We start from the raw sequence: 20923 nt of genomic DNA, 5'->3' as shown, positions 1-20923 counted from the left end.
CGGTCTTATCCGCGAAAGCTCACGCAATGGCGCTGTAATCCGGGGCAGATGCAAGTTTAGACGTCAAATGTCAAGCGGCTCTAAGGATTGCAATGTATTCAGCGAAACAGAACGCCGATCACGCGTTTCAGACTTTGAGCATAGTTTTCCGGTGTGCCGACCTTGAGCAGCAATCCCTTTGAGGCGAGGTTGAGCACATAAGCCGCATCCTTGGCCGCTTCTTCAGAGGGTGCCATACCTTGGGCCAAAAGGAACCACTCGACCGCTCGGGTGAACTCCCCCTCATAGTCGCGCGCTGATCTTTCGGCGGCAGATTTCGTTTGGTCCAGAAGCTCGGACCCATGCGGTGTTCCGCGCATCAAGGGAAGGTGATCACCGATCCAAGCCTGATAGGCTGATACAAGGGTTTGGGATGCAGAGCCGTCCATCGTTTCGAGGCAGTGAAGGGCATCGTCGATAATCGCGTCAAGGAAACTGGTCACCGCCCAATCAAGAACCGCCTCTTTTGAGCCAAACTGGTTGTAGATCGACTGTCGAGACAGCCCTGCGGCGGTTGCGATTTCACTCATCGATGCCTTGCGAAACCCGTAATTGGCAAAAAGTGTCAGAACATTCAGGGCGTTGCTATCGTTGGGCATTTTCGTATTTAACATTTTGGGTCCAAATTGTAAACATGGTACACGACCGGGTTACCTCCAACAAGCCTTACCTCAGGATTGAACTATGGAACAGAAAATCAGCGATTCCGGATTTGCGAATTGGACGCACGCGCAACTGCCCGATCTGACCGGCGGGACCTTCGTGATTACGGGGGCGAATTCGGGCATCGGATTTGAAGCTGCGCGGATGCTTGGCGAAAAGGGCGGAAACATCGTCATGGTATGCCGGTCGCGCGAAAAAGGTGAAGCTGCGCAACGCAAGCTTTCGGCACGTGTCAAAGGCAAATTGGATCTGATCTTGATGGACCTGTCAGATCTGTCTTCAGTTCGTAGTGCTGCCAAAGAACTGCGCGGCCGCTACAGCAAGATTGATGCGCTGATCAACAATGCCGGCATTATGATGACGCCGCAGACAAAGACAGTAGACGGTTTTGACCTGCAAATGGGGGCCAACCATTTGGGTCATTTCCTGTGGACCGGACTTTTACTGGATTTGGTTGAGGCGGCTGAGGGTCGTGTTGTTGTCTTGTCGAGCATGGCTCACAAGTTTAGACCGCTGGATCTGGATGATCTTATGTCAGACAGGAATTACTCGCCGACCAAAGCCTATGCCCAGAGTAAACTGGCAAACCTGATGTTCGCTTTCGAGTTAGATCGCCGCCTCAATACCCCGGGCAGCAAGGCATCCTGTATAGCTTGCCACCCGGGATACACCCAGACAAACCTGCAAAGCACAGGACCCAAGGGTGTTCTGAAGGGTCTCATGGCATTGACCAACAAACTGATGGCGCAAAGTCCCGAGGCCGGTGCGACCCCGACGGTTCTGGCGGCGGCAGGAACCGAAGCCAAAGCTGGTGCCTATTACGGGCCGCAAAAGATGCACGAGGCGCGCGGGCCGGTGAGCGATGCCAAGGTCATGGATCATGCGCTGGATCGCGAAAAGCAAGCGGCGCTGTGGGTCAGAAGTGAAGAATTGGTCGGCTTTCGATGGAGCCTTCCGGCTGTTTCTGACGCGGCCTGAGACCCGTTTTAAAGGCGTGATGCCAGTCAGGGCAGTGGCTCCGTTAAGAAATTCATAGGAGTTTTTGAACGGTGCCTGTTGCGACCATGTTGCGCAAAGCATTGACTTTGCGCGCTTTTTCGCGTACTAAGTGTGTCATGCTAGAAGAAGTGGGCAACGGCCCCGGGGAGACCCGGTGGCCGTTTTTCGTTTCTCTCGTGCGGAAAAACTCACGCATGAGGTCACAGGCAAACATGACTTTGATTACCCCGGAAGAGAGGATTTCCCAGACGGCGGAACTTTTGCAGTCGCTTGAGACATCCATTCGCGGTTTGCGCCAGGCAGCGGAAGAACTGCGCAGGCAAATCGGAACCGGGGAGGATGCAGATCTTGCTGGTTCAGCCAAGCAACTCGGGCAGCTAGAGGGGCTGATCCGAACCTGTCAGAAAGTGGAGACAAGCTTTGTCGAACAACATCACAGACAAGCCGGAATTGCCCAAGGGGGGTATGCGCTCGACCTTGAGCGCGCTCGATTTGAAGTCGGGTGCAGGCTGGCTCGCCTCCGCGCCTGCTGCGGTTCGGGAGAGATTTCTGAGTGAGATCGGGGAGGGGGGGCTGTGTGCCCTCCCTTTCCTGTTCGAGTTCTGGGCGTTGCCGCACCAGTTGCCGCCCGAGGGCGACTGGCGATCCTGGGTGATCATGGGCGGGCGTGGGGCCGGTAAGACGCGGGCCGGGGCCGAGTGGGTGCGGTCGATGGTTGAGGGGTCGAAGCCGTTGGATCGCGGTGAGGCGTGTCGTGTCGCTCTGGTCGGAGAGACCTTCGATCAGGTGCGCGATGTGATGATTTTTGGCGATAGTGGGATTTTGCAGTGCTCGCCACCGGATCGGCGGCCTGCGTGGAAAGCAACCGAACGCAAGCTGATCTGGCCCAACGGGGCCGAGGCGCAGGCGTTTTCGGCGCATGACCCGGAGGGGTTGCGGGGGCCTCAGTTCGATGCGGCTTGGGTGGATGAATTGGCCAAGTGGAAGAAGGGTGGTGAAACCTGGGATATGTTGCAATTTGCGCTGCGTTTGGGGGATCGGCCTCGGGTCTGTGTGACCACGACGCCGCGCAATGTGAAGGTATTGAGGGCGTTGTTGGCGTCTCCGTCCACGGTGCAGACCCATGCGCCGACCGAGGCGAACCGGGCCAATCTGGCGGACTCGTTTTTGGCCGAAGTGCGCGCGCGCTATGCAGGCACGCGGCTGGGGCGGCAGGAGTTGGACGGGGTGCTGCTGTCGGATGCCGAGGGGGCGCTGTGGACGGGTTCGATGCTGGAGGCGGTGCGCTGTGCGCAGGTGCCGGAGTTGGACCGGGTTGTCGTGGCGCTGGACCCGGCGGTGACAGCGGGGTCGGATGCGGATGCCTGCGGGATCGTGGTTGTGGGTGCGCGGGTGCAGGGGCCGCCAGAGGAGTGGAGGGCCTTTGTGCTGGCCGACCGGACGGTGCAGGGCGTTGGCCCGGCGGGTTGGGCGCAGGCGGCGATTGACGCGATGGACGAGTTCGGGGCCGAGCGGCTGGTGGCCGAGGTCAATCAGGGCGGACAACTGGTGGAAGAGGTCGTGCGGCAGGTGGACCCTTTGGTGCCCTTCCGCGCGGTGCGTGCCTCACGCGGCAAGGTCGCGCGGGCCGAGCCTGTGGCGGCGCTGTACGAACAGGGGCGGGTGTGCCATGTGGCGGGGCTGGTCGCGCTGGAGGAGCAGATGTGCCAGATGACCGCGCGCGGGTTCGAGGGGCAGGGCTCGCCCGACAGGGTCGACGCGCTGGTCTGGGCGCTGCATGAGTTGGTTGTGGGGCCTGCTGGGGCGTATCGGCGGCCTAGGGTGCGGAGTTTGTAACCGCAGCGAATAGAGAACATTGACTGTGTTCTCGAATAAGTTGCAAATGCTCAAAGGTTTTTCATGCATAGGAGCGAATTGTGACCGCTGCTTCTACTACTCCCTCGCTGTCAGGTCTTCCTATCGGCTTTGAAGCCGAAGGTAGCGATGCCCTGTTGGAACTTTTTCGCAAAGAACGGGACCCAGACCTCTGGCACTTATGCTTAACGCAAATGAACCCTGACACAGGCGTGGTGTATCCGCTCGCTATATGGGTGATAGAGCAGCCAGAAGTGGATAGGGCGACTGCAATGCTTTTGTTAGAGGTATTTGGTTGGAATACGGAGAGAAATGGCGGAAAGGTCTACCCGGTTTACTCTGGTAGTGGGCAATATAGATATGCGCCTGACTCTGATGGGCCTGACCGCGAACGGGATGCCTTCAATTTAGCTATTGATCGACTTCGGAGAGGTGATTTTTCTCGAGCAGAGTTATCTGCAAGAAAGTACTCTATTGTTAATGAGACCGATGCAAGAGACTTTGAGCCGAAAATTCTTCTAAGCGGTCAGCCCGGGCGTAAGCCGAATACGCCTTGGAAAGTGTTTGATGAAACAGCTGTGGTCTACGATCCCCATGATACCGTTATAACGCCATATTGGATGTAGTATCTAACGAACAGAATGAAATTGAGTAGCTGTATCTTTGAAAGAGCGCCCGGTTTTTGTCGAGTTGGGGTCGCCCTCCGAACGTCCGCCTATCGCAGAATTTTTTCTCTGACGTGTTGCCCACCCCCCGTACGCCCCGTTCCCAAGCGCTAAACTTCTTTCTGTCATAACTCCTTTCAACAAGCCGGGCAGAGCGGCGGCAGAAAGGAGCACAGATGGTATTCGATTTCTTGCGTCGTGGATCGGCTGAGGCGGCACCCGAGGCGAAGGCGAGCGCGGCGGGGCCTGTGGTAGCGTGGCAGACGGGCGGGCGCGTGGCGTGGAGCCCTAGGGATGCGGTGTCGCTGACGCGGACGGGGTTTTCCGGGAACCCGGTGGGGTTTCGCTCGGTCAAACTGATTGCTGAGGCGGCGGCGGCTCTGCCTCTGGTGTTGCAGGATCAGGCGCAGCGGTATGATACTCATCCGATCCTGTCGCTGATGCGTCGTCCGAATGCGGCGCAGGGGCGGGCGGAGTTGATGGAAGCTCTGTTCGGGCAGTTGCTGCTGTCGGGAAATGCCTATGTCGAGGCTGTGCAGGCCGATGAAGGGTTGCCGGTTGAGCTGCACGTGTTGCGCTCGGACCGGATGAGTGTGGTGCCGGGGGCGGATGGTTGGCCCAAGGCCTATGATTACGCGGTGGGTGGAAAGAAGCACCGGTTCGCGGCGGAAAACATCTGCCATATCAAATCGTTCCACCCCCAGGATGACCATTACGGATTCTCGCCCATGCAGGCGGCGGCGATGGCGATTGACGTGCATAACAGCGCGTCCCGGTGGTCGAAATCGCTGCTGGACAATGCGGCGCGGCCTTCGGGAGCGCTGGTTTGGAAGGGCGGTGACGGGCATGGCGTGATGGCCGAGGACCAGTTCCGCCGCCTGTCAGATGAGATCGAGCAGAACTATCGCGGTGCACGTAATGCCGGGCGGCCAATGGTTCTGGAAGGGGGATTGGATTGGAAGCCGATGGGTTTCTCGCCCTCGGACATGGAGTTTCAAAAGACCAAGGAAGCCGCCGCCCGCGAGATCGCGCTGGCCTTTGGGGTCCCACCGATGCTGCTGGGGATACAAGGCGATGCGACTTATTCGAACTATCAGGAGGCCAACCGGGCGTTCTATCGCCTGACCGTTCTGCCCCTGGTGACGCGGGTGGCGGCGGCGGTGTCCGAATGGCTTTCGGGTTTCACAGGTGAAGAGATGGTTCTGAAGCCCGATCTGGATCAGGTGCCTGCACTGGCCGCCGAACGCGACGCGCAATGGGCGCGGGTCAGCCAGGCAGAATTCCTGACAGAGGCTGAAAAGCGTTCGTTGCTTGGGCTGCCAGCGCTGGCAGATAACGCGGATGGCTGAAGGGTATCCGCCGTTCGAATGCGCGCCGGGCCTGCGTCTGGCCGCGCATGAGAGGGTGGCCGAGATTCAGCATGCGCATCTGTGCCGACGGTTGGATCAGATCGAAGAGATGATGGAGCGGCTGGAGCGGCGACTATGGTTGACGGTCTACGGTGTGGCCGCAGTGATTTTGGCGCAGGCGTTTCAATCATTTCTTACGGTAACACCATGAGTTCAGCGGGTTACATGGAGAAGTTTATGGACTTAGAGCACAAGTTTGCGCGGTTTGGTGACGGGCTGTCCGTATCCGAAGACGCGGTGATAGAAGGCTATGCCAGTCTGTTCGGTCAGGTCGACCATGGCAGTGATGTGGTGCAGAAAGGGGCCTATCGCGGATCGCTGGAAGGTCTGAAAGCGGTTGGTCAGCGAGTCAAGATGCTGTGGCAACATGATCCGGCACAACCCATCGGTGTCTGGGATGAGGTGCGCGAGGATGAGCGCGGTCTGTGGGTCAAGGGCCGGCTGCTGGAGAGCACACAGCAAGGTCGTGAGGCTGCGGAACTGATCCGAGCCGGCGCAATTGACGGGTTGTCGATTGGTTACCGCACCAAGCGTGCCGTGAAGAATGAAAAGGGCCAGCGGCTCTTGACCGAACTGGAGCTGTGGGAGGTGTCTTTGGTGACCTTTCCGATGCTTTCCAGTGCGCGGGTTGCGGCGAAGGGGGCGGACCCCGAGGCCGATAACACCTGGCGCAGTATTGCCGAGGTGTTCGATCACGCCCGGCAGGAGCTGGCGCGAATCTAGCGCGCCTCAAACCCACCCAAAAAGGAAGTGCTGATGAGCAAGACCGATACCCCGGCCTTGACCGTAGAGGGTGCGCCCCTGGTTCAGGAGGTGAAGCAGGCGATGGCTGGCTTCGTGAATGAATTTAGGGGCCTGAAGGCTGAAGTTAATACTAAACTGCAACAGACAGAAGAGCGACTGACTATGCTGGATCGTAAATCAACCATCGCGGCGCGTCCGCACCTTTCGACCTCGATCGAAGACGGCGCACCGCACCAGAAGGCCTTTGACGCTTATGTGCGTTCGGGTGACGATGATGGGCTGCGCGGGCTGGAAATGGAGGCCAAATCGCTTTCCGGTGCAGTCAACAGCGACGGCGGGTATCTGGTTGATCCGCAGACTGCCGAGATGATCAAATCCGTGCTGAAATCCACTGCTTCGATCCGCTCGATTGCATCAGTGGTGAATGTCGAGGCGAACTCGTTTGATGTGCTGATCGACCATACCGATGTAGGTGCGGGTTGGGCGGATGAGACCTCGGCCGCGACCGAAACAGCGACGCCTTCGATTGACCGAATTTCCATCGCGCTGCACGAGCTGAGCGCGCTGCCCAAGGCTTCGCAGCGGTTGTTGGATGACAGCGCATTTGATGTCGAAGGCTGGCTGGCCGGGCGGATCGCAGACAAGTTCGCCCGTGCCGAGGCGGCGGCGTTCATTAGCGGCGATGGCTCGGAAAAGCCGAAGGGCATTTTGGACCACGGCAAGGTCGACAATGATGTCTGGACCTGGGGCAATATCGGTTATGTCCCGACCGGCACGGCGGGCGGCATCGACGCGGACGCGATTGTCGATGTGGTCTACGCGCTGGGCGCGCAGTACCGCGTCAACGGGACATTCGTGATGAACTCGAAGACCGCCGGCCTGATCCGCAAGCTGAAGGACAGTGACGGCCGCTTCCTGTGGTCGGACGGTTTGGCCGCGGGTGAGCCTGCACGCCTGATGGGCTATCCGGTGCTGATTGCCGAGGATATGCCGGACGCCGGCACCGACAGTTTCTCGATTGCTTTTGGGGACTTCCAGGCGGGCTACACCATCGCCGAGCGTCCTGATCTCCGCGTTCTGCGCGATCCCTTCAGCGCCAAGCCTCATGTCCTGTTCTACGCAACCAAACGTGTTGGCGGCGACGTGAGCGACTTTGCCGCGATCAAATTGGTGAAATTCGGCACCGCCTAAACGGTGACGGATCTGGGGGGCTTTGCGCCCCTCGGGCGGCGGGTACGGGCCGGGGTGAGATCCCCTGCGTTGTCTAGCTGCTCCCCTCCGTCCGAGCAACGTGGGGCGGCACGTGCCCGTCATTTTCCTCAAGTGGCCCAGGAGGGGTCCGAGATTGCGGAGTGAATAGATGATGTTGATCGAAGAAACCGCCATCGCGGATGCGGCGTTGCCGGTGGATCAGTTCAAGGCGCACCTGCGGCTGGGCACAGGGTTTGCCGAAGGCAGTGTGCAGGACGAGGTGTTGAAGGGATTTCTGCGCGCGGCGATTGCAGCGATAGAGGCGCGCACCGGCAAAGTGTTGATAGAGCGGGATTTCTCGTGGAGCGTGAATGGCTGGCGTGATCCGGCGGGTGAGGTTCTGCCGGTGGCGCCGGTGGGCTACGTTGATGCGGTGACGCTGACGGACGCCGCTGGAGCCGAAACTGCGGCGAAAACCTCGACGTATCGGCTGGAACACGACAGTCAGCGTCCTCGGCTGCGGCCTGTGGGATCGGTATTGCCAGCGATCAGGACCGGTGGATCGGTGAAGATCGTCTTCACTGCAGGAATGGCTGTGGACTGGGGCGGGTTGCCTGCTGATCTGGGGCAGGCGGTTCTACTGCTGGCTGCGCATTACTACGAATACCGCGATGAGACTGCTCTGGGTGCGGAATGTATGCCCTTTGGCGTCACCAGCCTGATCCAGCGTTATCGCACGGTTCGGTTTGGCGCTGGAGTGATGCAATGAAGAAGCCGCGACTGAATCGAAAGCTTGTGCTGGAAGCGCCGGTGCGCGTTGCGGATGGGGCAGGTGGATACACCGAGACCTGGGCGACGCTGGGCACTGTATGGGCCGAGGTGACCGCACGCAGCGGTTCTGAGCGGCATGTGGCAGGCATTCCCGTATCGCGGGTTGGCTATCGCATCGTGGTCCGAGGTGCCCCCACAGGATCGACCATGCGACCATCGCCGGATCAGCGCTTTGCAGAGGGCACGCGCCGCTTTGTCATCCGCGCCGTCGCCGAGCGTGACTCGAGTGGCCAGTACCTGACCTGTTTCGCGGATGAGGAGGTGGCCGCATGAGCTATGGTGTCTCGGCCGCCCTGCAGGCGGCGGTGTTCAAGCAGATTTCAGAGGATACGCAGGTCAGTGCCTTGTCGGGAGGCGCGATTTACGACGCGGTGCCAGCTGGCTCTGTGCCACAGACCTACGTGACCCTGGGGCCGGAAGACGTGCGTGATGCTTCTGACAGGTCGGGCGTAGGCGCAGTGCACCGGTTTTCAGTTTCGGTTGTTTCCGAAGCCGCGGGATTTGGGGCTGCCAAAGCGCTGGCAGGCGCGGTGTGTGACGCGCTGGATGGTGCTACGCCCAGTCTCGATCGCGGACGCCTGGTGGGGCTGTGGTTCGAGCGCGCCTCGGCGCGGCGCACCGGGACCGGAGGAGCGATCCGCCAGATCGACCTGAGATTCCGCGCCCGCGTGGAAGACGATTAATTAATCAACGGAGAGAGCATATGGGTGCCCAGAACGGCAAGGACCTGTTGGTCAAAGTGGATATGAACGGCTCAGGCCTGTTCGAAACCATCGCGGGGCTGCGCGCTACGCGGGTCAGTTTCAACGCGGAAAGCGTGGATGTCACAAGTCTGGAAAGCCAGGGCGGCTGGCGCGAGCTGCTGTCGGGGGCGGGTGTCAAATCGGCGTCGATTTCTGGCTCGGGCGTGTTCAAGGATGCGGGCACGGATGAACGCGCGCGGCAATTGTTCTTTGACGGAGAGACGCCGGGTTTTCAGGTAATCATCCCCGATTTCGGTATCGTCGAGGGGCCGTTTCAGGTGACCGGTATCGAGTACGCCGGTTCGCACAATGGTGAGGCGACCTATGAAATGAGCCTGGCAAGCGCCGGTGCTCTGACCTTTACGGCGCTGTAAATCCGATGGCCAATCCGTGGACGGGCGAGGTGGCTTTGGCCATCGATGGAGAGCAGCGAGTACTCAAGCTGACGCTGGGTGCATTGGCGGAGTTGGAGCAGGAACTGGGCACAAGTTCCCTGGTAGAACTGGTGCAACGGTTCGAAGGCGGGGCCTATTCCAGCGGCGATGTATTGGCATTGATCGTGGCCGGGTTGCGCGGTGGCGGCGCTGATGTGAACCGCGCCGACCTGCTGAGCGCCGAGATCGAGGGCGGCCCGATGGCCGGTGCGCGGGCAGCCGCCGAGCTGCTGGCGCGCGCCTTCATGGTCCCCGGTCAGGCATGAGTGGCTTTGACTGGCCCGCCCTGATGCGCGCCGGGATGACCGGTCTCTGTCTGGCGCCGGATCAGTTCTGGCGTCTGACACCGGCTGAACTGCGACTGATGCTTGGGCAGGGCGCAGGGATGCCCTCGATGAACCGGGCGGGGTTGGACGCGCTTTTGGCGGCCTACCCGGACAAAACAATAGGAGAGCGTGATGACTGAGCGTGAAGGTCTGGAGGATCTGCAGGAGCGCGGCGAAGCGCTAGGCGACTCGCTGAGCGATGCGGCGTCAATGGCGGCGGCCTTTGACGGACAGATGAAGCGGATCAGCGCGGCGTTTGAAGAAACCGGTAAGGACGTCGCCACGCTGGAACGCGGTATGTCCAGCGGTTTGCGCAAGGCTTTCGATGGAGTGGTTTTGGATGGCATGAATTTGTCGGATGCCCTGGATGTACTGAAGAACTCGATGATCCGAACGGCTTACTCGGCGGCGATCAAGCCAGTAACGGACCATTTTGGCGGGATGTTAGCGGGTACGGTAGGCGGTCTGGTGCAGGGTCTTTTGCCATTCGCTGATGGTGGCAGCTTTTCGCAGGGGCGGGTGATGCCTTTTGCCAATGGCGGCGTTGTGAGCGGTCCGACCATGTTTCCGATGCGCGGCGCCACCGGGTTGATGGGCGAGGCTGGGCCCGAAGCGATCATGCCTCTGGCCCGTGGTCCGGACGGCAAGCTGGGCGTTCGCAACTCGGGTGGCGGGCGTGCTGTCAACGTCGTCATGAATATAACGACCCCGGACGTGCAAGGCTTCCGCCGAAGTCAGAGCCAGATCGCGGCCCAGATGAGCCGCGCGTTGGGGCGCGGCAATCGCAACAGGTAACAAGAGGGAGAATGTCATGAGTTTCCACGAGGTGAGATTTCCCGCCAGCCTGAGCTTTGGTTCGGTCGGTGGCCCCGAGCGGCGCACGGATATCGTGGCGCTGGCCAACGGGTTCGAGGAACGCAACACACCCTGGGCGCATTCTCGGCGGCGATATGATGCCGGGCTTGGGATGCGCTCGCTGGACGATATAGAAACGCTGATCTCGTTTTTTGAGGCGCGACAGGGGCAGATGTTTGGGTTCCGGTGGAAGGACTGGTCGGATTTCAAATCCGGCGCAGCAACGGCCGAAGTGGATAAGGCCGATCAAGTGATTGCGCAGGGCGATGGCAAGACGACCGAATTCCAATTGGTAAAAACCTACAGCTCTGGTGGGTTTAAATACGTCCGCCCGATCATCAAACCGGTGCTGGGAACCGTCAAGCTTGGACTTGAGCAGGATGAAATGCGCGAAGGCGTGGATTTCGAGGTCGATCTGGCACGCGGCCGGGTCATGTTCACGATCGCTCCACCAGAGGATGTCGATATCACGGCAGGTTTTGAGTTTGATGTGCCCGTTCGTTTCGACACGGACAAGATTCAGACCAGCGTGGCCAGCTTTCATGCAGGCGACGTGCCAAATGTTCCGGTGGTCGAGGTACGTGTCAGATGAGTGGTGATAGTCAGGCGCTGCAAGCACATCTGCAAAGTGGCATAACGACAACTTGCCGGTGCTGGGCAATCGGGCGAACGGATGGGCAGGTTTACGGTTTTACCGATCACGATATGGAGTTGCGCTTTGACGGGCTGACGTTCAAAGCCAGCACCGGATTGACGGCGGCAGCGATTGAACAGGCCACCGGGCTGTCCATCGACAACTCTGAGGCAATGGGCGCGCTGTCCGATGCGGCGATCAAAGAAGATGACATCGAAGCAGGTCGGTTTGACGGAGCACAGGTTCGCGCCTGGCTGGTAAACTGGGCCGCGCCCGAGCAGCGAGTCCTGCAATTTCGGGGCTCGATCGGTGAGATGCGTCGCGGCGGTGGGGCGTTTCATGCCGAATTGCGCGGACTGACGGATCTGCTGAACCGGCCTCTGGGCCGCATCTACCAAAAGCCATGTACCGCAGTTCTGGCTGACGCCGCCTGCCGGTTTAACGTGGTTGCGCCCGGGTTTCAGGCGGAAGCTGAGATCGTCAGCCTGACCGCGGGCAGCGTATTGCAACTGAAAGGGGCCGAGGCGTCGGATACGGCATGGTTCGAACGAGGCCGGTTAGATGTGATTTCTGGCACGGCGGCTGGGCTTTGGGCGTCTGTCAAACAGGATGAGCGTATCTCGGGCGGGCGCAATGTGACGTTGTGGTCCGGGATCAGTGGCGGGTTGACCGTCGGAGATCGCGTCAGGCTGACCGCCGGCTGCGACAAGCGCATGGAGACCTGCCGGAAGAAATTCAACAACCTTATCAATTTTCAAGGTTTTCCGGACTTGCCAGGCGAAGACTGGGTAATGGCTGTGCCGAAGAAAGACAAACCGAACAAAGGGGGCAGCAGGCGATGATGTCAGGCCGGCAAGACATAGTTGCAGAAGCACGCAGTTGGTTGGGTACGCCCTATGTGCATCAAGCATCCGTAAAAGGCGCGGGGGCGGACTGTCTTGGATTGCTGCGTGGTATCTGGCGCGCGCTTTATGGGGCCGAACCGGAGGCCGTTCCGAACTACAGCATGGATTGGTCGGAGCCGCAGGGAGAGGAGCGTATGTGGGCCGCTGCCTGCCGTCATCTGACGTCCAAAGCGCCTGAAGAACTGGCACCTGGGGACGTGCTGTTGTTTCGCATGCGAGACGGTAGCGTCGCCAAGCATGTGAGCATTGTCAGTGAAACCGGGGCGGTGCCTCGGTTCATTCACGCATATTCCGGGCATGGCGTTGTTGAAAACGCGCTGAGTGAGCCTTGGCGTCGCCGGGTTGTCGCATGTTTCGCATTTCCGCTGGAGGTCAAGTAAATGGCTACGATTGTTCTTTCGGCAGCCGGGGCTGCCATTGGTGGCTCGATCGGTGGCACTGTCGCGGGCCTTTCCACGGCGATCATCGGCCGCGCGGTCGGGGCCACTCTCGGTCGGGTCATCGACCAGCGGTTGATGAGCCAATCGGTGATGGGGGGCGGCAGCGAAGTTGTTGAAACCGGGCGACTCGATCGCTTCCGCCTGACTGAAACCGGAGAGGGTGCTCCGGTCACAACTGTATTCGGGCGAATGCGCGTCGGCGGTCAGGTGATCTGGGCCTCTGACTTTCTGGAAACCCGCAGCACCAGCACGACAACACAGTCCACTCGTGGCGGGAAAGGGTCGCGACGTCCAAGCTCGACCACAACAACCACGACCACGCATACTTACAGCTATTCGATCTCGCTGGCCATCGCGGTTGGCGCCGGGCAGATTTCCGACGTCGCGCGTATCTGGGCCGATGGTGAGGAGTTGGAGCGTGCCGGGCTGAACATGCGCGTCTACAAAGGCACCAATGACCAGTTGCCGGACCCACTAATCGAGTCCGTTGAGGGCACCGGCCAGGTTCCGGCGTATCGGGGCACGGCTTATGTAGTTATTGAGGACTTTCATCTGGCCTCCTTCGGAAACCGGGTTCCACAGTTTTCCTTCGAAGTGGTTCGGCAGGAACAGCCCGGGCTGCCGGATACGCCTGACGCCGTTTCCCGGATCGTTCGCGGTGTAGCGATGATCCCGGGAACGGGGGAGTATTCGCTGGCCAGTTCTCAGGTGAACTATTCCAAGGGGCAGGGGCAAAGCTGGGCTGCGAATGTGCATTCCGCCTCTGGTGTTTCTGATCTGGTTACCTCAACGCAGGCGTTGAACGCGGAAATGCCGGCCTGCGATGCGGTTTCGCTGGTCGTTTCCTGGTTCGGCGACGATCTGCGATGCGGACATTGCAAGGTTCAGCCAAAGGTTCTGCATAAGGAATTTGATGGCGAAAACATGCCCTGGAGCGTGTCGGGTGTCTCTCGCGCTGCGGCGCAAGTCGTTCAGATTGAAAACGACCGCCCAGTCTACGGAGCGACGCCTGCAGATGCATCTGTGATTGAGGCGATCCGACATCTGAAAAGCTCAGGTAAACGGGTGATGTTCTATCCATTCATCCTGATGGACCAATTGCGCAACAACGGCTTACCCGACCCGTGGTCGGATGCCACCAGTCAGCCGCATCTGCCGTGGCGGGGGCGCATCACGCTCAGCGAAGCACCGGGGCGCACGGGGTCCCCGGACAAGACCACCGAGGCCGACGCGCAGGTTGCGCAGTTCTTTGGCCAGGCCCGGGCGAGCGATTTTTCCGTTGGCGATGGGATCGTGACCTACAGCGGCCCGCAGGAGTGGGGCCTGTTCCGGTTCATTCTTCACTATGCGGCGCTTTGTAAGGCTGCAGGTGGCGTGACGTCCTTCTGTATCGCCTCGGAGATGCGCGGGCTGACGCAAGTCAGGGGCGCGACCGGGTTTCCTGCCGTGGCGCAGATGCGGATTCTAGCGGCTGAAGTGAGGGAAATTCTTGGGGCGGATACCAAAATTGGCTACGCCGCCGACTGGAGCGAGTATTTTGGCTATAAGCCCGCTGACGCGGGAAACGACCGGTATTTCCACCTTGATCCGCTGTGGGCCGACGACAACATCAACTTCGTCGGGATCGACAATTACATGCCCCTGTCCGACTGGCGCGACGGCGAGGATCACGTCGACACCAAGGCGGGAGTGGACGCGATTTACAACCTTGATTACCTGCGCAGCAATGTCGAAGGCGGAGAGGGCTACGATTGGTACTATGCCTCGCCCGAGGAAGCCAAGGCACAGATCCGGTCTCCGATCGAAGACAAGGCCCATGACGAGGCTTGGATCTGGCGATACAAGGATTTGCGCAACTGGTGGTCGCAACCCCATCACGAGCGGATTGGAGGGGTGCGGCAGGAAAATCGCACGGCTTGGGTGCCGGGCTCGAAACCAATCTGGTTCACGGAACTCGGCTGTGCCGCCGTCGACAAAGGCACCAACCAGCCCAACAAATTTCTTGATCCGAAGTCCTCGGAATCCAAGCTGCCGCGCTACTCGAACGGCCTGCGTGACGACTTCATGCAGGTGCAATATCTGAAAGCAATTCTGGGCTATTGGTCCGACTCTAGAAACAACCCGACTTCAGAGGCCTATGGTGGTCGCATGATCGATCTGTCAAACGCCTATGTCTGGGCCTGGGACGCGCGACCGTATCCAATCTTTCCGAACCTGCAAAGCCAGTGGAGCGATGGTGAAAACTATCCGCGCGGTCACTGGCTGAACGGCCGGTCAGGTTCGCGCACGTTGGCGTCGGTTGTGACGGAGATTTGCCACGGGGCCGGAGTGACCGACATCGACACGTCGCGCCTATATGGGGTTGTGAGGGGCTATGCACTTGAGCAGGTGTCCGACGCACGATCGGCCTTGCAACCACTTATGCTGCGCTATGGGTTTGACGCGATCGAACGTGACGGCGTGTTGCGGTTTCAAATGCGCAATGGCCAGCGCGCGATTGCGTTGGATCAGGAACGGCTCGCCATCAATTCCGACATTGAAGGTGGTATCGAGCATCGCCGGGAAGCCGAAGCTGAAATGACAGGCCGAGTTCGTCTTCGTTTTGTGCAGTCGGATGCGGACCATGAAATCGTGGCGGAAGAGGCGGTATTGCCGGACACGCGCACGCATTCTGTTTCGGTCAACGAAATGCCCCTGTCCATGACACGTTCTGAAGGACGGCAGACGGCAGAACGGTGGCTGAGCGAGGCGCGGGTGTCCCGCGAAACCGTACGCTTTGCCCTGCCGCCCTCCTTGGGACACATCGGTGCGGGGGATGTCATCAGCCTGACCGAGGGGGGGCGGGGCGCGCGTTTTCGGATCGACCGTCTTGAACAGGCCGAAATGCAGTTGGCAGATGCCGTCAGGATTGAGCCGGGAATTTATGCGCCGTCGGATTTGCCCGACGACAAGGTGTCCGCAAAGCCTTTTGTTGCTCCGGTCCCGGTTCTGCCGGTGTTTATGGATCTGCCTCTGCTGACCGGTTCCGAAGTACCGCATGCGCCGTACATTGCAGTATCCGCAGACCCCTGGCCCGGAAGCGCGGCGGTGTACTCGGCAGCAAACGACGAGGATTATGCCCTGCAAGAGGTCATCTCGGGTCAGGCTGTCATCGGGTTCACTGAAACGCCCATGCGACGGGCCAGCGTTGGTGTCTGGGACGATGGGGTACCACTGCGCGTCCGTTTGGTCGCCGGCTTGCTGGAATCCCGTCCGAGGGACGCTTTGCTGAACGGGGCCAACCTGGCGGCAATCGGAGACGGAACCCCGGGAAACTGGGAGCTTTTCCAGTTCGCCAATGCCGAACTTCAGGATCAGGGGATCTACACTCTGTCCGGTCGTTTGCGTGGGCAGTTAGGAACGGATGCCGCCATGCCGGATGTCTGGCCCGACGGTTCAACCTTTGTGCTGTTGGACGAACGGGTCTTTCAAACCGGGTTGCTGCGGTCGGAAAGGCGCGTGGCCAAGCATTATCGAATTGGCCCCGGGACCCGAGGATATGACGATCCGTCCTATGTCCATCAGGTTCATGCATTCGACGGCAATGGATTGCGACCCTATGCGCCAGCGCACCTCAAGATTACGTCGACCGGTACCGGCGACGAGCTGTCGTGGATACGCCGGACTCGGGTGGACGGCGACGACTGGGCCGGGTTGGACGTTCCTCTGGGCGAAGAGACCGAATCCTATCTGGTGAAAATCCGGGTTAACGGCGCGATCACGCGCGAATATGTCTCAGCGCAGCCAAGATGGCTCTATACGACCGCAATGAAAGCCGCGGATGGAGCCACCGGAGCTTATGAGGCTGAAGTAGCGCAGGTCTCGGCCAGTTACGGGCCCGGCCCGGCTGCACGCCTTTCGGTCGGCTGAGGCAATCATGCGTCCTGTTCTGCACGGTGACGTGAGTGCTGCGGCGCGGGCTCTGCTTAACGCGCCGCCCGCGGACCGTGAACAGCTCTGCATCAGAATGATAAACGAAGCCCAGCTGGCCGACGCACATGTCGGCCAGACCGGGCGTCTTCATCCGTTGTTCGGAAATGGCTCTTTGATGGCGTCGGCGCGCAACTGGCAACTGGCTGAGGAGCCGAATTTTGACGATCTGCAATATTGTCAGTGTTTTGAGTTGGTTCTGCGGTGCCTGGTTCAATTCCACGTTACCCGGATGCGCAGGTGACGCACTTGCTGGCGGCGAGATTCAGGTTCAGGCGACCAGCCGGGATCTCGTCGCCGCAATCTTCGCAATAGCCGAATTCACCGTCCTCAATTCGGATCAGTGCCGCCGATAACCTGCGTGCCTCAATATCCCGATTTGCCTGCTGCGCCTTTGCCATGGCCTGGTTTTGCAGGGCGTCCATTCGGCTCAGACGTCCAACCGCCTGCTGGTCTAACTCAACAACCGACTGAGACTCATTTGCCAGCGCCGATTGGTCTTTCAGTTCCTCCAACCGCGCGCGTATCCTGGCTTTGAATTGGCCCAACTGCGTTTCATTCATTTTCGTTACCCTGCAGATCACGGGTTTGCGTTTGGCGTTTTTCCAACTAAATGGCATTCTAGGCGCAGCAAAGGAAGAAAAACCATGTTGGAAACGCGCAGTCACGTGACCCCTGTCGATCCGGTTTGGGATCGTATCACGACCGAAGCTCAGTCGGCCGTTGAAAAAGAGCCATTGATGGGTGGGTTGGTGCATGCCTGTATTCTTCACCACCGTAGCCTCGAACGGGCGCTTTCGTATCGGGTGTCGGCCAAGCTGTGCTCGAACGAAATGTCCATGATGGTGCTGCGCGAGATCGTGGACGAGGCCTATGCCAACGATCCGTTACTAATCGAGGCCGCCCGTGCGGATCTCATGGCTGTCTACGAACGCGATCCTGCCTGCCACCGACTGTTGCAGCCGATCCTTTACTTCAAGGGATATCAGGCGATGCAAGCCTATCGGGTTGCGCATTGGCTGTGGCGCAAGGGACGTTACGATCTGGCTTATTTCTTCCAGATGCGGTCGTCCGAGATTTTTGGGATCGATATCCACCCTGCAGCCCGTATCGGCAAAGGGATCATGATCGACCACGCGCACTCGATCGTGATCGGTGAAACGGCTGTCGTCGGCGATAACGTCTCGATGCTGCATTCGGTGACCCTTGGCGGGACCGGCAAAGAAGAAGAACAGCGTCACCCGACCATTGGCGACGGCGTGCTGATCGGCGCAGGGGCAAAGGTTCTGGGCAATATTGTGGTCGGCCATTGCAGCCGCATCGCGGCCGGTTCTGTTGTCCTGCAAGAGGTTCCTGCCTGCAAAACCGTAGCTGGAATTCCCGCGAAGATCGTGGGCGAGGCTGGATGTGATCAGCCGTCGATCTCGATGGACCACATGCTGGGCAAGGATCAGTAATCCGACCCCTGAAAACGAAAAAAGCCGCCTCATGAAAGTGAGGCGGCTTTTTTTGTGCTTGAATTGATAGGCGTTAGGCCAGCATGACCATCGGGTTTTCCAGGTTCTCCACGATGGCTTTGAGCAATTCGGCACCCAATGCTCCGTCTATGACCCTGTGGTCAACGGACATGGTGACCGACATGACAGTCGCTACGGTCAACTCTCCATCGTCGCCGACAACCGGTTTTTTGACACCCGTTCCGACCGCCAGAATACCGGCGTGCGGCGGGTTCACGATGGCGTCAAAATTGTCGATGCCGAACATGCCGAGGTTCGATACCGCGAAAGTGCCGCCCTGATATTCATGCGGGGCGAGCTTACGCTCGCGGGCGCGGGCAGCGAGGTCCTTCATCTCGGTCGACAGAGCGGACAGGGATTTGGTGTCAGCATCCTGCAGGACCGGCGTGAACAGACCGCCTTCAATAGCGACCGCGACGGCCACGTCCGAAGGTTTCAGTTGCAGCACCCGGTCGCCAGCCCAAACAGCGTTGCAGGCCGGAACCTGTTGCAGCGCGTTGGCGACAGCCTTGATGATGAAGTCGTTGACGCTCAGCTTGACGCCACGGCCTTCCAGCTGCTTGTTCAGCTGACTGCGGAACTTGAGCAGCGCATCGAGCTTAATATCGCGGCGCAGGTAGAAATGAGGGATGGTCTGTTTGGCTTCGGACAAGCGCGCGGCAATGGTCTTACGCATCCCGTCCAGTTTGATCTCTTCGTACTCGCGACCTTCATACATCCGGGCAACAGCATCCGCGGACGGCCCAGCCGGCGGAGCGGCGGGTGCAGGAGCTGCAGCAGCAGGTGCGGGTGCCGCAGCCGGAGCTGTGGCAGTTGCACCTTCGACGTCGGCTTTCACAATCCGCCCGTGCGGTCCCGAACCGGTGATCTGCGCCAGATCAAGGCCTTTTTGCGCTGCAATCCGGCGGGCCAGTGGCGAGGCAAAGATACGTTCGCCATCCGCTTTGATCGGAGCTGCAGGGGCAGGGGCGGGCGCCTCGGGTGCCGCTGGCGCGGCAGCCTCGTTGCCCGCAGCGGCTGCGGGTGCAGCCGCAGGAGCAGCAGCCGGTGTGGTCGCGATATCATCTGCGCTTTCGCCATCTTCCAACAATACCGCGATGGCGGTGTTGACCTTGACCCCTTCGGTGCCCTCGGGGATCAGGATTTTGCCAATGGTTCCTTCGTCAACGGCCTCGAACTCCATCGTGGCCTTGTCGGTTTCGATCTCAGCCAGCAGGTCGCCGGAGGAGACGGTGTCACCTTCTTTGACCAGCCATTTGGCGAGCGTGCCTTCCTCCATGGTCGGTGAAAGGGCGGGCATCAGAATTTCGGTGGGCATCTGTTTGTCGCTCCTTACCGGTAGGTCACTTGTTTGACGGCGGCGATCACCTCATCGGTGGTGATCAGGGCCAGTTTTTCGAGGTTTGCGGCATAGGGCATCGGAACATCCTTGCCGGTGCAGTTAATGACCGGTGCGTCGAGATAGTCGAACGCCTCTTGCATCACGACCGATGAGATGTAGCTGCCAACCGAACCCTGCGGCCAGCCTTCTTCGACTGTGACCAGACGGTTGGTTTTCATCACCGAGTTGATGATTGCACCGGTATCCATCGGGCGGATGGTGCGCAGGTCGATTACTTCGGCGCTGATGCCTTCCTCGGCCAACTTGTCTGCGGCTTCCAGCGCATATTGCATACCGATGCCGAAGCTGACGATGGTCACGTCCGAGCCTTCACGCCAGATGCGTGCCTTGCCCAGCGGGACCGTAAGGTCATCCACTTGTGGCATGTCAAAGCTGCGACCGTAGAGGATTTCGTTCTCCAGGAACACGACCGGGTTGGGGTCGCGAATCGCCGATTTCAGCAGGCCTTTGGCATCGGCTGCCGAATAGGGCATCACCACTTTCAGACCGGGGATCTGCATGTACCAAGCCGCGTAGTCCTGGCTGTGCTGGGCGGCCACGCGCGCAGCGGCGCCGTTGGGGCCACGGAACACGATTGGGCATCCCATCTGACCACCGGACATATAAAGCGTCTTAGCGGCCGAGTTGATGATTTGGTCGATCGCCTGCATGGCGAAGTTGAAGGTCATGAACTCGACAATTGGCTTCAGACCGCCAAAGGCGGACCCAACCGCGATCCCGGCAAAGCCGTGCTCGGTAATCGGAGTATCGATGACGCGCTTGGAGCCGAACTCATCCAGCATACCCTGGCTGATCTTGTAGGCGCCTTGATATTCGGCAACCTCTTCGCCCATCAGGTAGACATCTTCGTCGCTGCGCATTTCTTCAGCCATCGCATCGCGAAGTGCTTCGCGCACAGTCTGCTGGATCATCGGCGCATCTGCCGGCCAGTCCGGCGACAGATCCACTTTGGGCGCAGCAGGAGCGGCTGTGGCTGGGGCTTCTGTCGCCACGGGGGCGGCTTCGGCCACCGCCGCGGATGCGGGTGCAGCCGCGGGAATGGCTGAGGCGTCTTCGCCTTCTTCGACCAGCACCGCGATGGGGGTATTCACCTTGACCCCTTCGGTGCCTTCGGCGATCAGGATCTTGCCGACGATGCCTTCATCGACGGCTTCGAACTCCATCGTCGCCTTGTCTGTTTCGATCTCGGCCATGATATCGCCGGACGATACGGTGTCGCCTTCCTTCACCAGCCATTTGGCCAGCGTGCCTTCTTCCATGGTGGGCGAAAGGGCGGGCATGAGAATTTCGGTTGCCATGTCTT

At 59.8% G+C, this 20923-nt stretch carries 24 protein-coding genes; 20 read left to right on the top strand and 4 right to left on the bottom strand.

The window, feature by feature from the left end; translation table 11 throughout:
• Positions 1-98: 98 nt before the first annotated feature.
• The gene (locus ACR0J0_RS01720; RefSeq protein ID WP_480660835.1) at positions 99-653 is read right to left on the bottom strand and encodes a TetR/AcrR family transcriptional regulator; all 555 of its coding nucleotides are present in this window, start codon (positions 651-653) and stop codon (positions 99-101) included.
• Between the two features lie 70 nt (positions 654-723).
• Here ACR0J0_RS01720 and ACR0J0_RS01715 point away from each other — a divergent pair, with 70 nt between their 5' ends.
• The 19 genes from ACR0J0_RS01715 (at position 724) to ACR0J0_RS01625 (ending at position 16945) form a co-directional block, all read left to right on the top strand.
• Positions 724-1680 carry an oxidoreductase gene (locus ACR0J0_RS01715; protein ID WP_480660833.1) on the top strand — a complete coding sequence of 319 codons (957 nt, stop codon included), beginning with the start codon at positions 724-726 and terminating at the stop codon, positions 1678-1680.
• A gap of 486 nt (positions 1681-2166) precedes the next feature.
• Positions 2167-3537, top strand: a complete 1371-nt coding sequence (locus ACR0J0_RS01710; protein WP_480661207.1) for a DNA-packaging protein — start codon at positions 2167-2169, stop codon at positions 3535-3537.
• Positions 3538-3617: 80 nt separating this feature from the next.
• The gene (locus ACR0J0_RS01705) at positions 3618-4181 is read left to right on the top strand and encodes a hypothetical protein (RefSeq protein ID WP_480660832.1); all 564 of its coding nucleotides are present in this window, start codon (positions 3618-3620) and stop codon (positions 4179-4181) included.
• Positions 4182-4396: 215 nt separating this feature from the next.
• Entirely contained in the window at positions 4397-5569 is a 1173-nt protein-coding gene (locus ACR0J0_RS01700; protein ID WP_480660830.1) for a phage portal protein, read from the top strand.
• The gene (locus ACR0J0_RS01695; RefSeq protein ID WP_480660828.1) at positions 5562-5780 is read left to right on the top strand and encodes a GTA head formation protein, RCAP_rcc01685 family; all 219 of its coding nucleotides are present in this window, start codon (positions 5562-5564) and stop codon (positions 5778-5780) included. Before ACR0J0_RS01700 ends, ACR0J0_RS01695 begins: the two co-directional genes overlap by 8 nt.
• A 26-nt stretch (positions 5781-5806) precedes the next feature.
• Positions 5807-6352 (top strand): HK97 family phage prohead protease, encoded by a 546-nt coding sequence (locus ACR0J0_RS01690; RefSeq protein WP_480660826.1) that lies wholly within the window; start codon positions 5807-5809, stop codon positions 6350-6352.
• A gap of 33 nt (positions 6353-6385) precedes the next feature.
• Positions 6386-7564 (top strand): phage major capsid protein, encoded by a 1179-nt coding sequence (locus tag ACR0J0_RS01685; protein ID WP_480660824.1) that lies wholly within the window; start codon positions 6386-6388, stop codon positions 7562-7564.
• Positions 7565-7733: 169 nt separating this feature from the next.
• Positions 7734-8333, top strand: a complete 600-nt coding sequence (locus ACR0J0_RS01680; protein ID WP_480660822.1) for a head-tail connector protein — start codon at positions 7734-7736, stop codon at positions 8331-8333.
• A complete protein-coding gene (locus ACR0J0_RS01675) occupies positions 8330-8668 on the top strand; it encodes a phage head closure protein (RefSeq protein ID WP_480660821.1) in 339 nt (112 codons plus the stop codon). Before ACR0J0_RS01680 ends, ACR0J0_RS01675 begins: the two co-directional genes overlap by 4 nt.
• Positions 8665-9078 (top strand): DUF3168 domain-containing protein, encoded by a 414-nt coding sequence (locus ACR0J0_RS01670; protein WP_480660820.1) that lies wholly within the window; start codon positions 8665-8667, stop codon positions 9076-9078. Before ACR0J0_RS01675 ends, ACR0J0_RS01670 begins: the two co-directional genes overlap by 4 nt.
• 20 nt (positions 9079-9098) lie before the next feature.
• Complete coding sequence (locus tag ACR0J0_RS01665) at positions 9099-9512, top strand: phage major tail protein, TP901-1 family (RefSeq protein ID WP_239343675.1); 414 nt, start codon at positions 9099-9101, stop codon at positions 9510-9512.
• A gap of 5 nt (positions 9513-9517) precedes the next feature.
• Positions 9518-9838, top strand: a complete 321-nt coding sequence (locus ACR0J0_RS01660) for a gene transfer agent family protein (protein ID WP_480660818.1) — start codon at positions 9518-9520, stop codon at positions 9836-9838.
• Positions 9835-10038, top strand: coding sequence for a rcc01693 family protein (locus ACR0J0_RS01655; protein WP_480660817.1), 204 nt, complete (start codon positions 9835-9837; stop codon positions 10036-10038). Before ACR0J0_RS01660 ends, ACR0J0_RS01655 begins: the two co-directional genes overlap by 4 nt.
• On the top strand, positions 10031-10693 hold the full coding sequence (locus ACR0J0_RS01650; protein WP_480660815.1) for a phage tail tape measure protein: 663 nt from the start codon (positions 10031-10033) through the stop codon (positions 10691-10693). The genes ACR0J0_RS01655 and ACR0J0_RS01650 overlap by 8 nt, the downstream gene beginning before the upstream one ends.
• A 16-nt stretch (positions 10694-10709) precedes the next feature.
• Complete coding sequence (locus ACR0J0_RS01645) at positions 10710-11345, top strand: phage distal tail protein, Rcc01695 family (protein WP_480660813.1); 636 nt, start codon at positions 10710-10712, stop codon at positions 11343-11345.
• Complete coding sequence (locus tag ACR0J0_RS01640; protein ID WP_480660811.1) at positions 11342-12229, top strand: DUF2163 domain-containing protein; 888 nt, start codon at positions 11342-11344, stop codon at positions 12227-12229. The genes ACR0J0_RS01645 and ACR0J0_RS01640 overlap by 4 nt, the downstream gene beginning before the upstream one ends.
• On the top strand, positions 12229-12672 hold the full coding sequence (locus ACR0J0_RS01635) for an NlpC/P60 family protein (RefSeq protein ID WP_480660809.1): 444 nt from the start codon (positions 12229-12231) through the stop codon (positions 12670-12672). The genes ACR0J0_RS01640 and ACR0J0_RS01635 overlap by 1 nt, the downstream gene beginning before the upstream one ends.
• Positions 12673-16641, top strand: a complete 3969-nt coding sequence (locus tag ACR0J0_RS01630) for a baseplate multidomain protein megatron (RefSeq protein WP_480660807.1) — start codon at positions 12673-12675, stop codon at positions 16639-16641.
• Between the two features lie 7 nt (positions 16642-16648).
• Complete coding sequence (locus ACR0J0_RS01625) at positions 16649-16945, top strand: DUF7742 family protein (RefSeq protein WP_480660805.1); 297 nt, start codon at positions 16649-16651, stop codon at positions 16943-16945.
• On the opposite strand, the gene ACR0J0_RS01620 is transcribed toward ACR0J0_RS01625, so the two are convergent.
• Positions 16926-17264 (bottom strand): TraR/DksA family transcriptional regulator, encoded by a 339-nt coding sequence (locus ACR0J0_RS01620; protein ID WP_480660803.1) that lies wholly within the window; start codon positions 17262-17264, stop codon positions 16926-16928. The genes ACR0J0_RS01625 and ACR0J0_RS01620 overlap by 20 nt on opposite strands.
• Before the next feature lie 84 nt (positions 17265-17348).
• Between ACR0J0_RS01620 and cysE the strand changes: the two genes are divergently transcribed.
• Positions 17349-18158: a serine O-acetyltransferase gene (gene cysE / locus ACR0J0_RS01615; protein WP_480660801.1), complete on the top strand. Its 810-nt coding sequence runs from the start codon at positions 17349-17351 to the stop codon at positions 18156-18158.
• Between the two features lie 73 nt (positions 18159-18231).
• On the opposite strand, the gene ACR0J0_RS01610 is transcribed toward cysE, so the two are convergent.
• Both ACR0J0_RS01610 and ACR0J0_RS01605 read right to left on the bottom strand, forming a co-directional pair.
• Positions 18232-19536, bottom strand: coding sequence for a pyruvate dehydrogenase complex dihydrolipoamide acetyltransferase (locus ACR0J0_RS01610; RefSeq protein ID WP_480660799.1), 1305 nt, complete (start codon positions 19534-19536; stop codon positions 18232-18234).
• Between the two features lie 14 nt (positions 19537-19550).
• Entirely contained in the window at positions 19551-20918 is a 1368-nt protein-coding gene (locus ACR0J0_RS01605; RefSeq protein WP_480660797.1) for a pyruvate dehydrogenase complex E1 component subunit beta, read from the bottom strand.
• Positions 20919-20923: the final 5 nt, after the last annotated feature.

It is taken from the genome of Ruegeria sp. BF12 (assembly GCF_056538705.1).
Note: the sequence above shows the minus strand (reverse complement) of the source record. Positions and strands in the feature narration are given on the sequence as shown.

What these genes read in the sequence shown, in the direction of transcription:
- ACR0J0_RS01720 (WP_480660835.1), bottom strand. Translation starts at nt 653, where the DNA reads ATGTTAAATACGAAAATGCCCAACGATAGCAACGCCCTGAATGTTCTG.
- ACR0J0_RS01715 (WP_480660833.1), top strand. Translation starts at nt 724, where the DNA reads ATGGAACAGAAAATCAGCGATTCCGGATTTGCGAATTGGACGCACGCG.
- ACR0J0_RS01710 (WP_480661207.1), top strand. Translation starts at nt 2,167, where the DNA reads ATGCGCTCGACCTTGAGCGCGCTCGATTTGAAGTCGGGTGCAGGCTGG.
- ACR0J0_RS01700 (WP_480660830.1), top strand. Translation starts at nt 4,397, where the DNA reads ATGGTATTCGATTTCTTGCGTCGTGGATCGGCTGAGGCGGCACCCGAG.
- ACR0J0_RS01695 (WP_480660828.1), top strand. Translation starts at nt 5,562, where the DNA reads ATGGCTGAAGGGTATCCGCCGTTCGAATGCGCGCCGGGCCTGCGTCTG.
- ACR0J0_RS01690 (WP_480660826.1), top strand. Translation starts at nt 5,807, where the DNA reads ATGGACTTAGAGCACAAGTTTGCGCGGTTTGGTGACGGGCTGTCCGTA.
- ACR0J0_RS01685 (WP_480660824.1), top strand. Translation starts at nt 6,386, where the DNA reads ATGAGCAAGACCGATACCCCGGCCTTGACCGTAGAGGGTGCGCCCCTG.
- ACR0J0_RS01680 (WP_480660822.1), top strand. Translation starts at nt 7,734, where the DNA reads ATGATGTTGATCGAAGAAACCGCCATCGCGGATGCGGCGTTGCCGGTG.
- ACR0J0_RS01675 (WP_480660821.1), top strand. Translation starts at nt 8,330, where the DNA reads ATGAAGAAGCCGCGACTGAATCGAAAGCTTGTGCTGGAAGCGCCGGTG.
- ACR0J0_RS01670 (WP_480660820.1), top strand. Translation starts at nt 8,665, where the DNA reads ATGAGCTATGGTGTCTCGGCCGCCCTGCAGGCGGCGGTGTTCAAGCAG.
- ACR0J0_RS01665 (WP_239343675.1), top strand. Translation starts at nt 9,099, where the DNA reads ATGGGTGCCCAGAACGGCAAGGACCTGTTGGTCAAAGTGGATATGAAC.
- ACR0J0_RS01660 (WP_480660818.1), top strand. Translation starts at nt 9,518, where the DNA reads ATGGCCAATCCGTGGACGGGCGAGGTGGCTTTGGCCATCGATGGAGAG.
- ACR0J0_RS01655 (WP_480660817.1), top strand. Translation starts at nt 9,835, where the DNA reads ATGAGTGGCTTTGACTGGCCCGCCCTGATGCGCGCCGGGATGACCGGT.
- ACR0J0_RS01650 (WP_480660815.1), top strand. Translation starts at nt 10,031, where the DNA reads ATGACTGAGCGTGAAGGTCTGGAGGATCTGCAGGAGCGCGGCGAAGCG.
- ACR0J0_RS01645 (WP_480660813.1), top strand. Translation starts at nt 10,710, where the DNA reads ATGAGTTTCCACGAGGTGAGATTTCCCGCCAGCCTGAGCTTTGGTTCG.
- ACR0J0_RS01640 (WP_480660811.1), top strand. Translation starts at nt 11,342, where the DNA reads ATGAGTGGTGATAGTCAGGCGCTGCAAGCACATCTGCAAAGTGGCATA.
- ACR0J0_RS01635 (WP_480660809.1), top strand. Translation starts at nt 12,229, where the DNA reads ATGTCAGGCCGGCAAGACATAGTTGCAGAAGCACGCAGTTGGTTGGGT.
- ACR0J0_RS01630 (WP_480660807.1), top strand. Translation starts at nt 12,673, where the DNA reads ATGGCTACGATTGTTCTTTCGGCAGCCGGGGCTGCCATTGGTGGCTCG.
- ACR0J0_RS01625 (WP_480660805.1), top strand. Translation starts at nt 16,649, where the DNA reads ATGCGTCCTGTTCTGCACGGTGACGTGAGTGCTGCGGCGCGGGCTCTG.
- ACR0J0_RS01620 (WP_480660803.1), bottom strand. Translation starts at nt 17,264, where the DNA reads ATGAATGAAACGCAGTTGGGCCAATTCAAAGCCAGGATACGCGCGCGG.
- cysE (WP_480660801.1), top strand. Translation starts at nt 17,349, where the DNA reads ATGTTGGAAACGCGCAGTCACGTGACCCCTGTCGATCCGGTTTGGGAT.
- ACR0J0_RS01610 (WP_480660799.1), bottom strand. Translation starts at nt 19,536, where the DNA reads ATGCCCACCGAAATTCTGATGCCCGCCCTTTCACCGACCATGGAGGAA.
- ACR0J0_RS01605 (WP_480660797.1), bottom strand. Translation starts at nt 20,918, where the DNA reads ATGGCAACCGAAATTCTCATGCCCGCCCTTTCGCCCACCATGGAAGAA.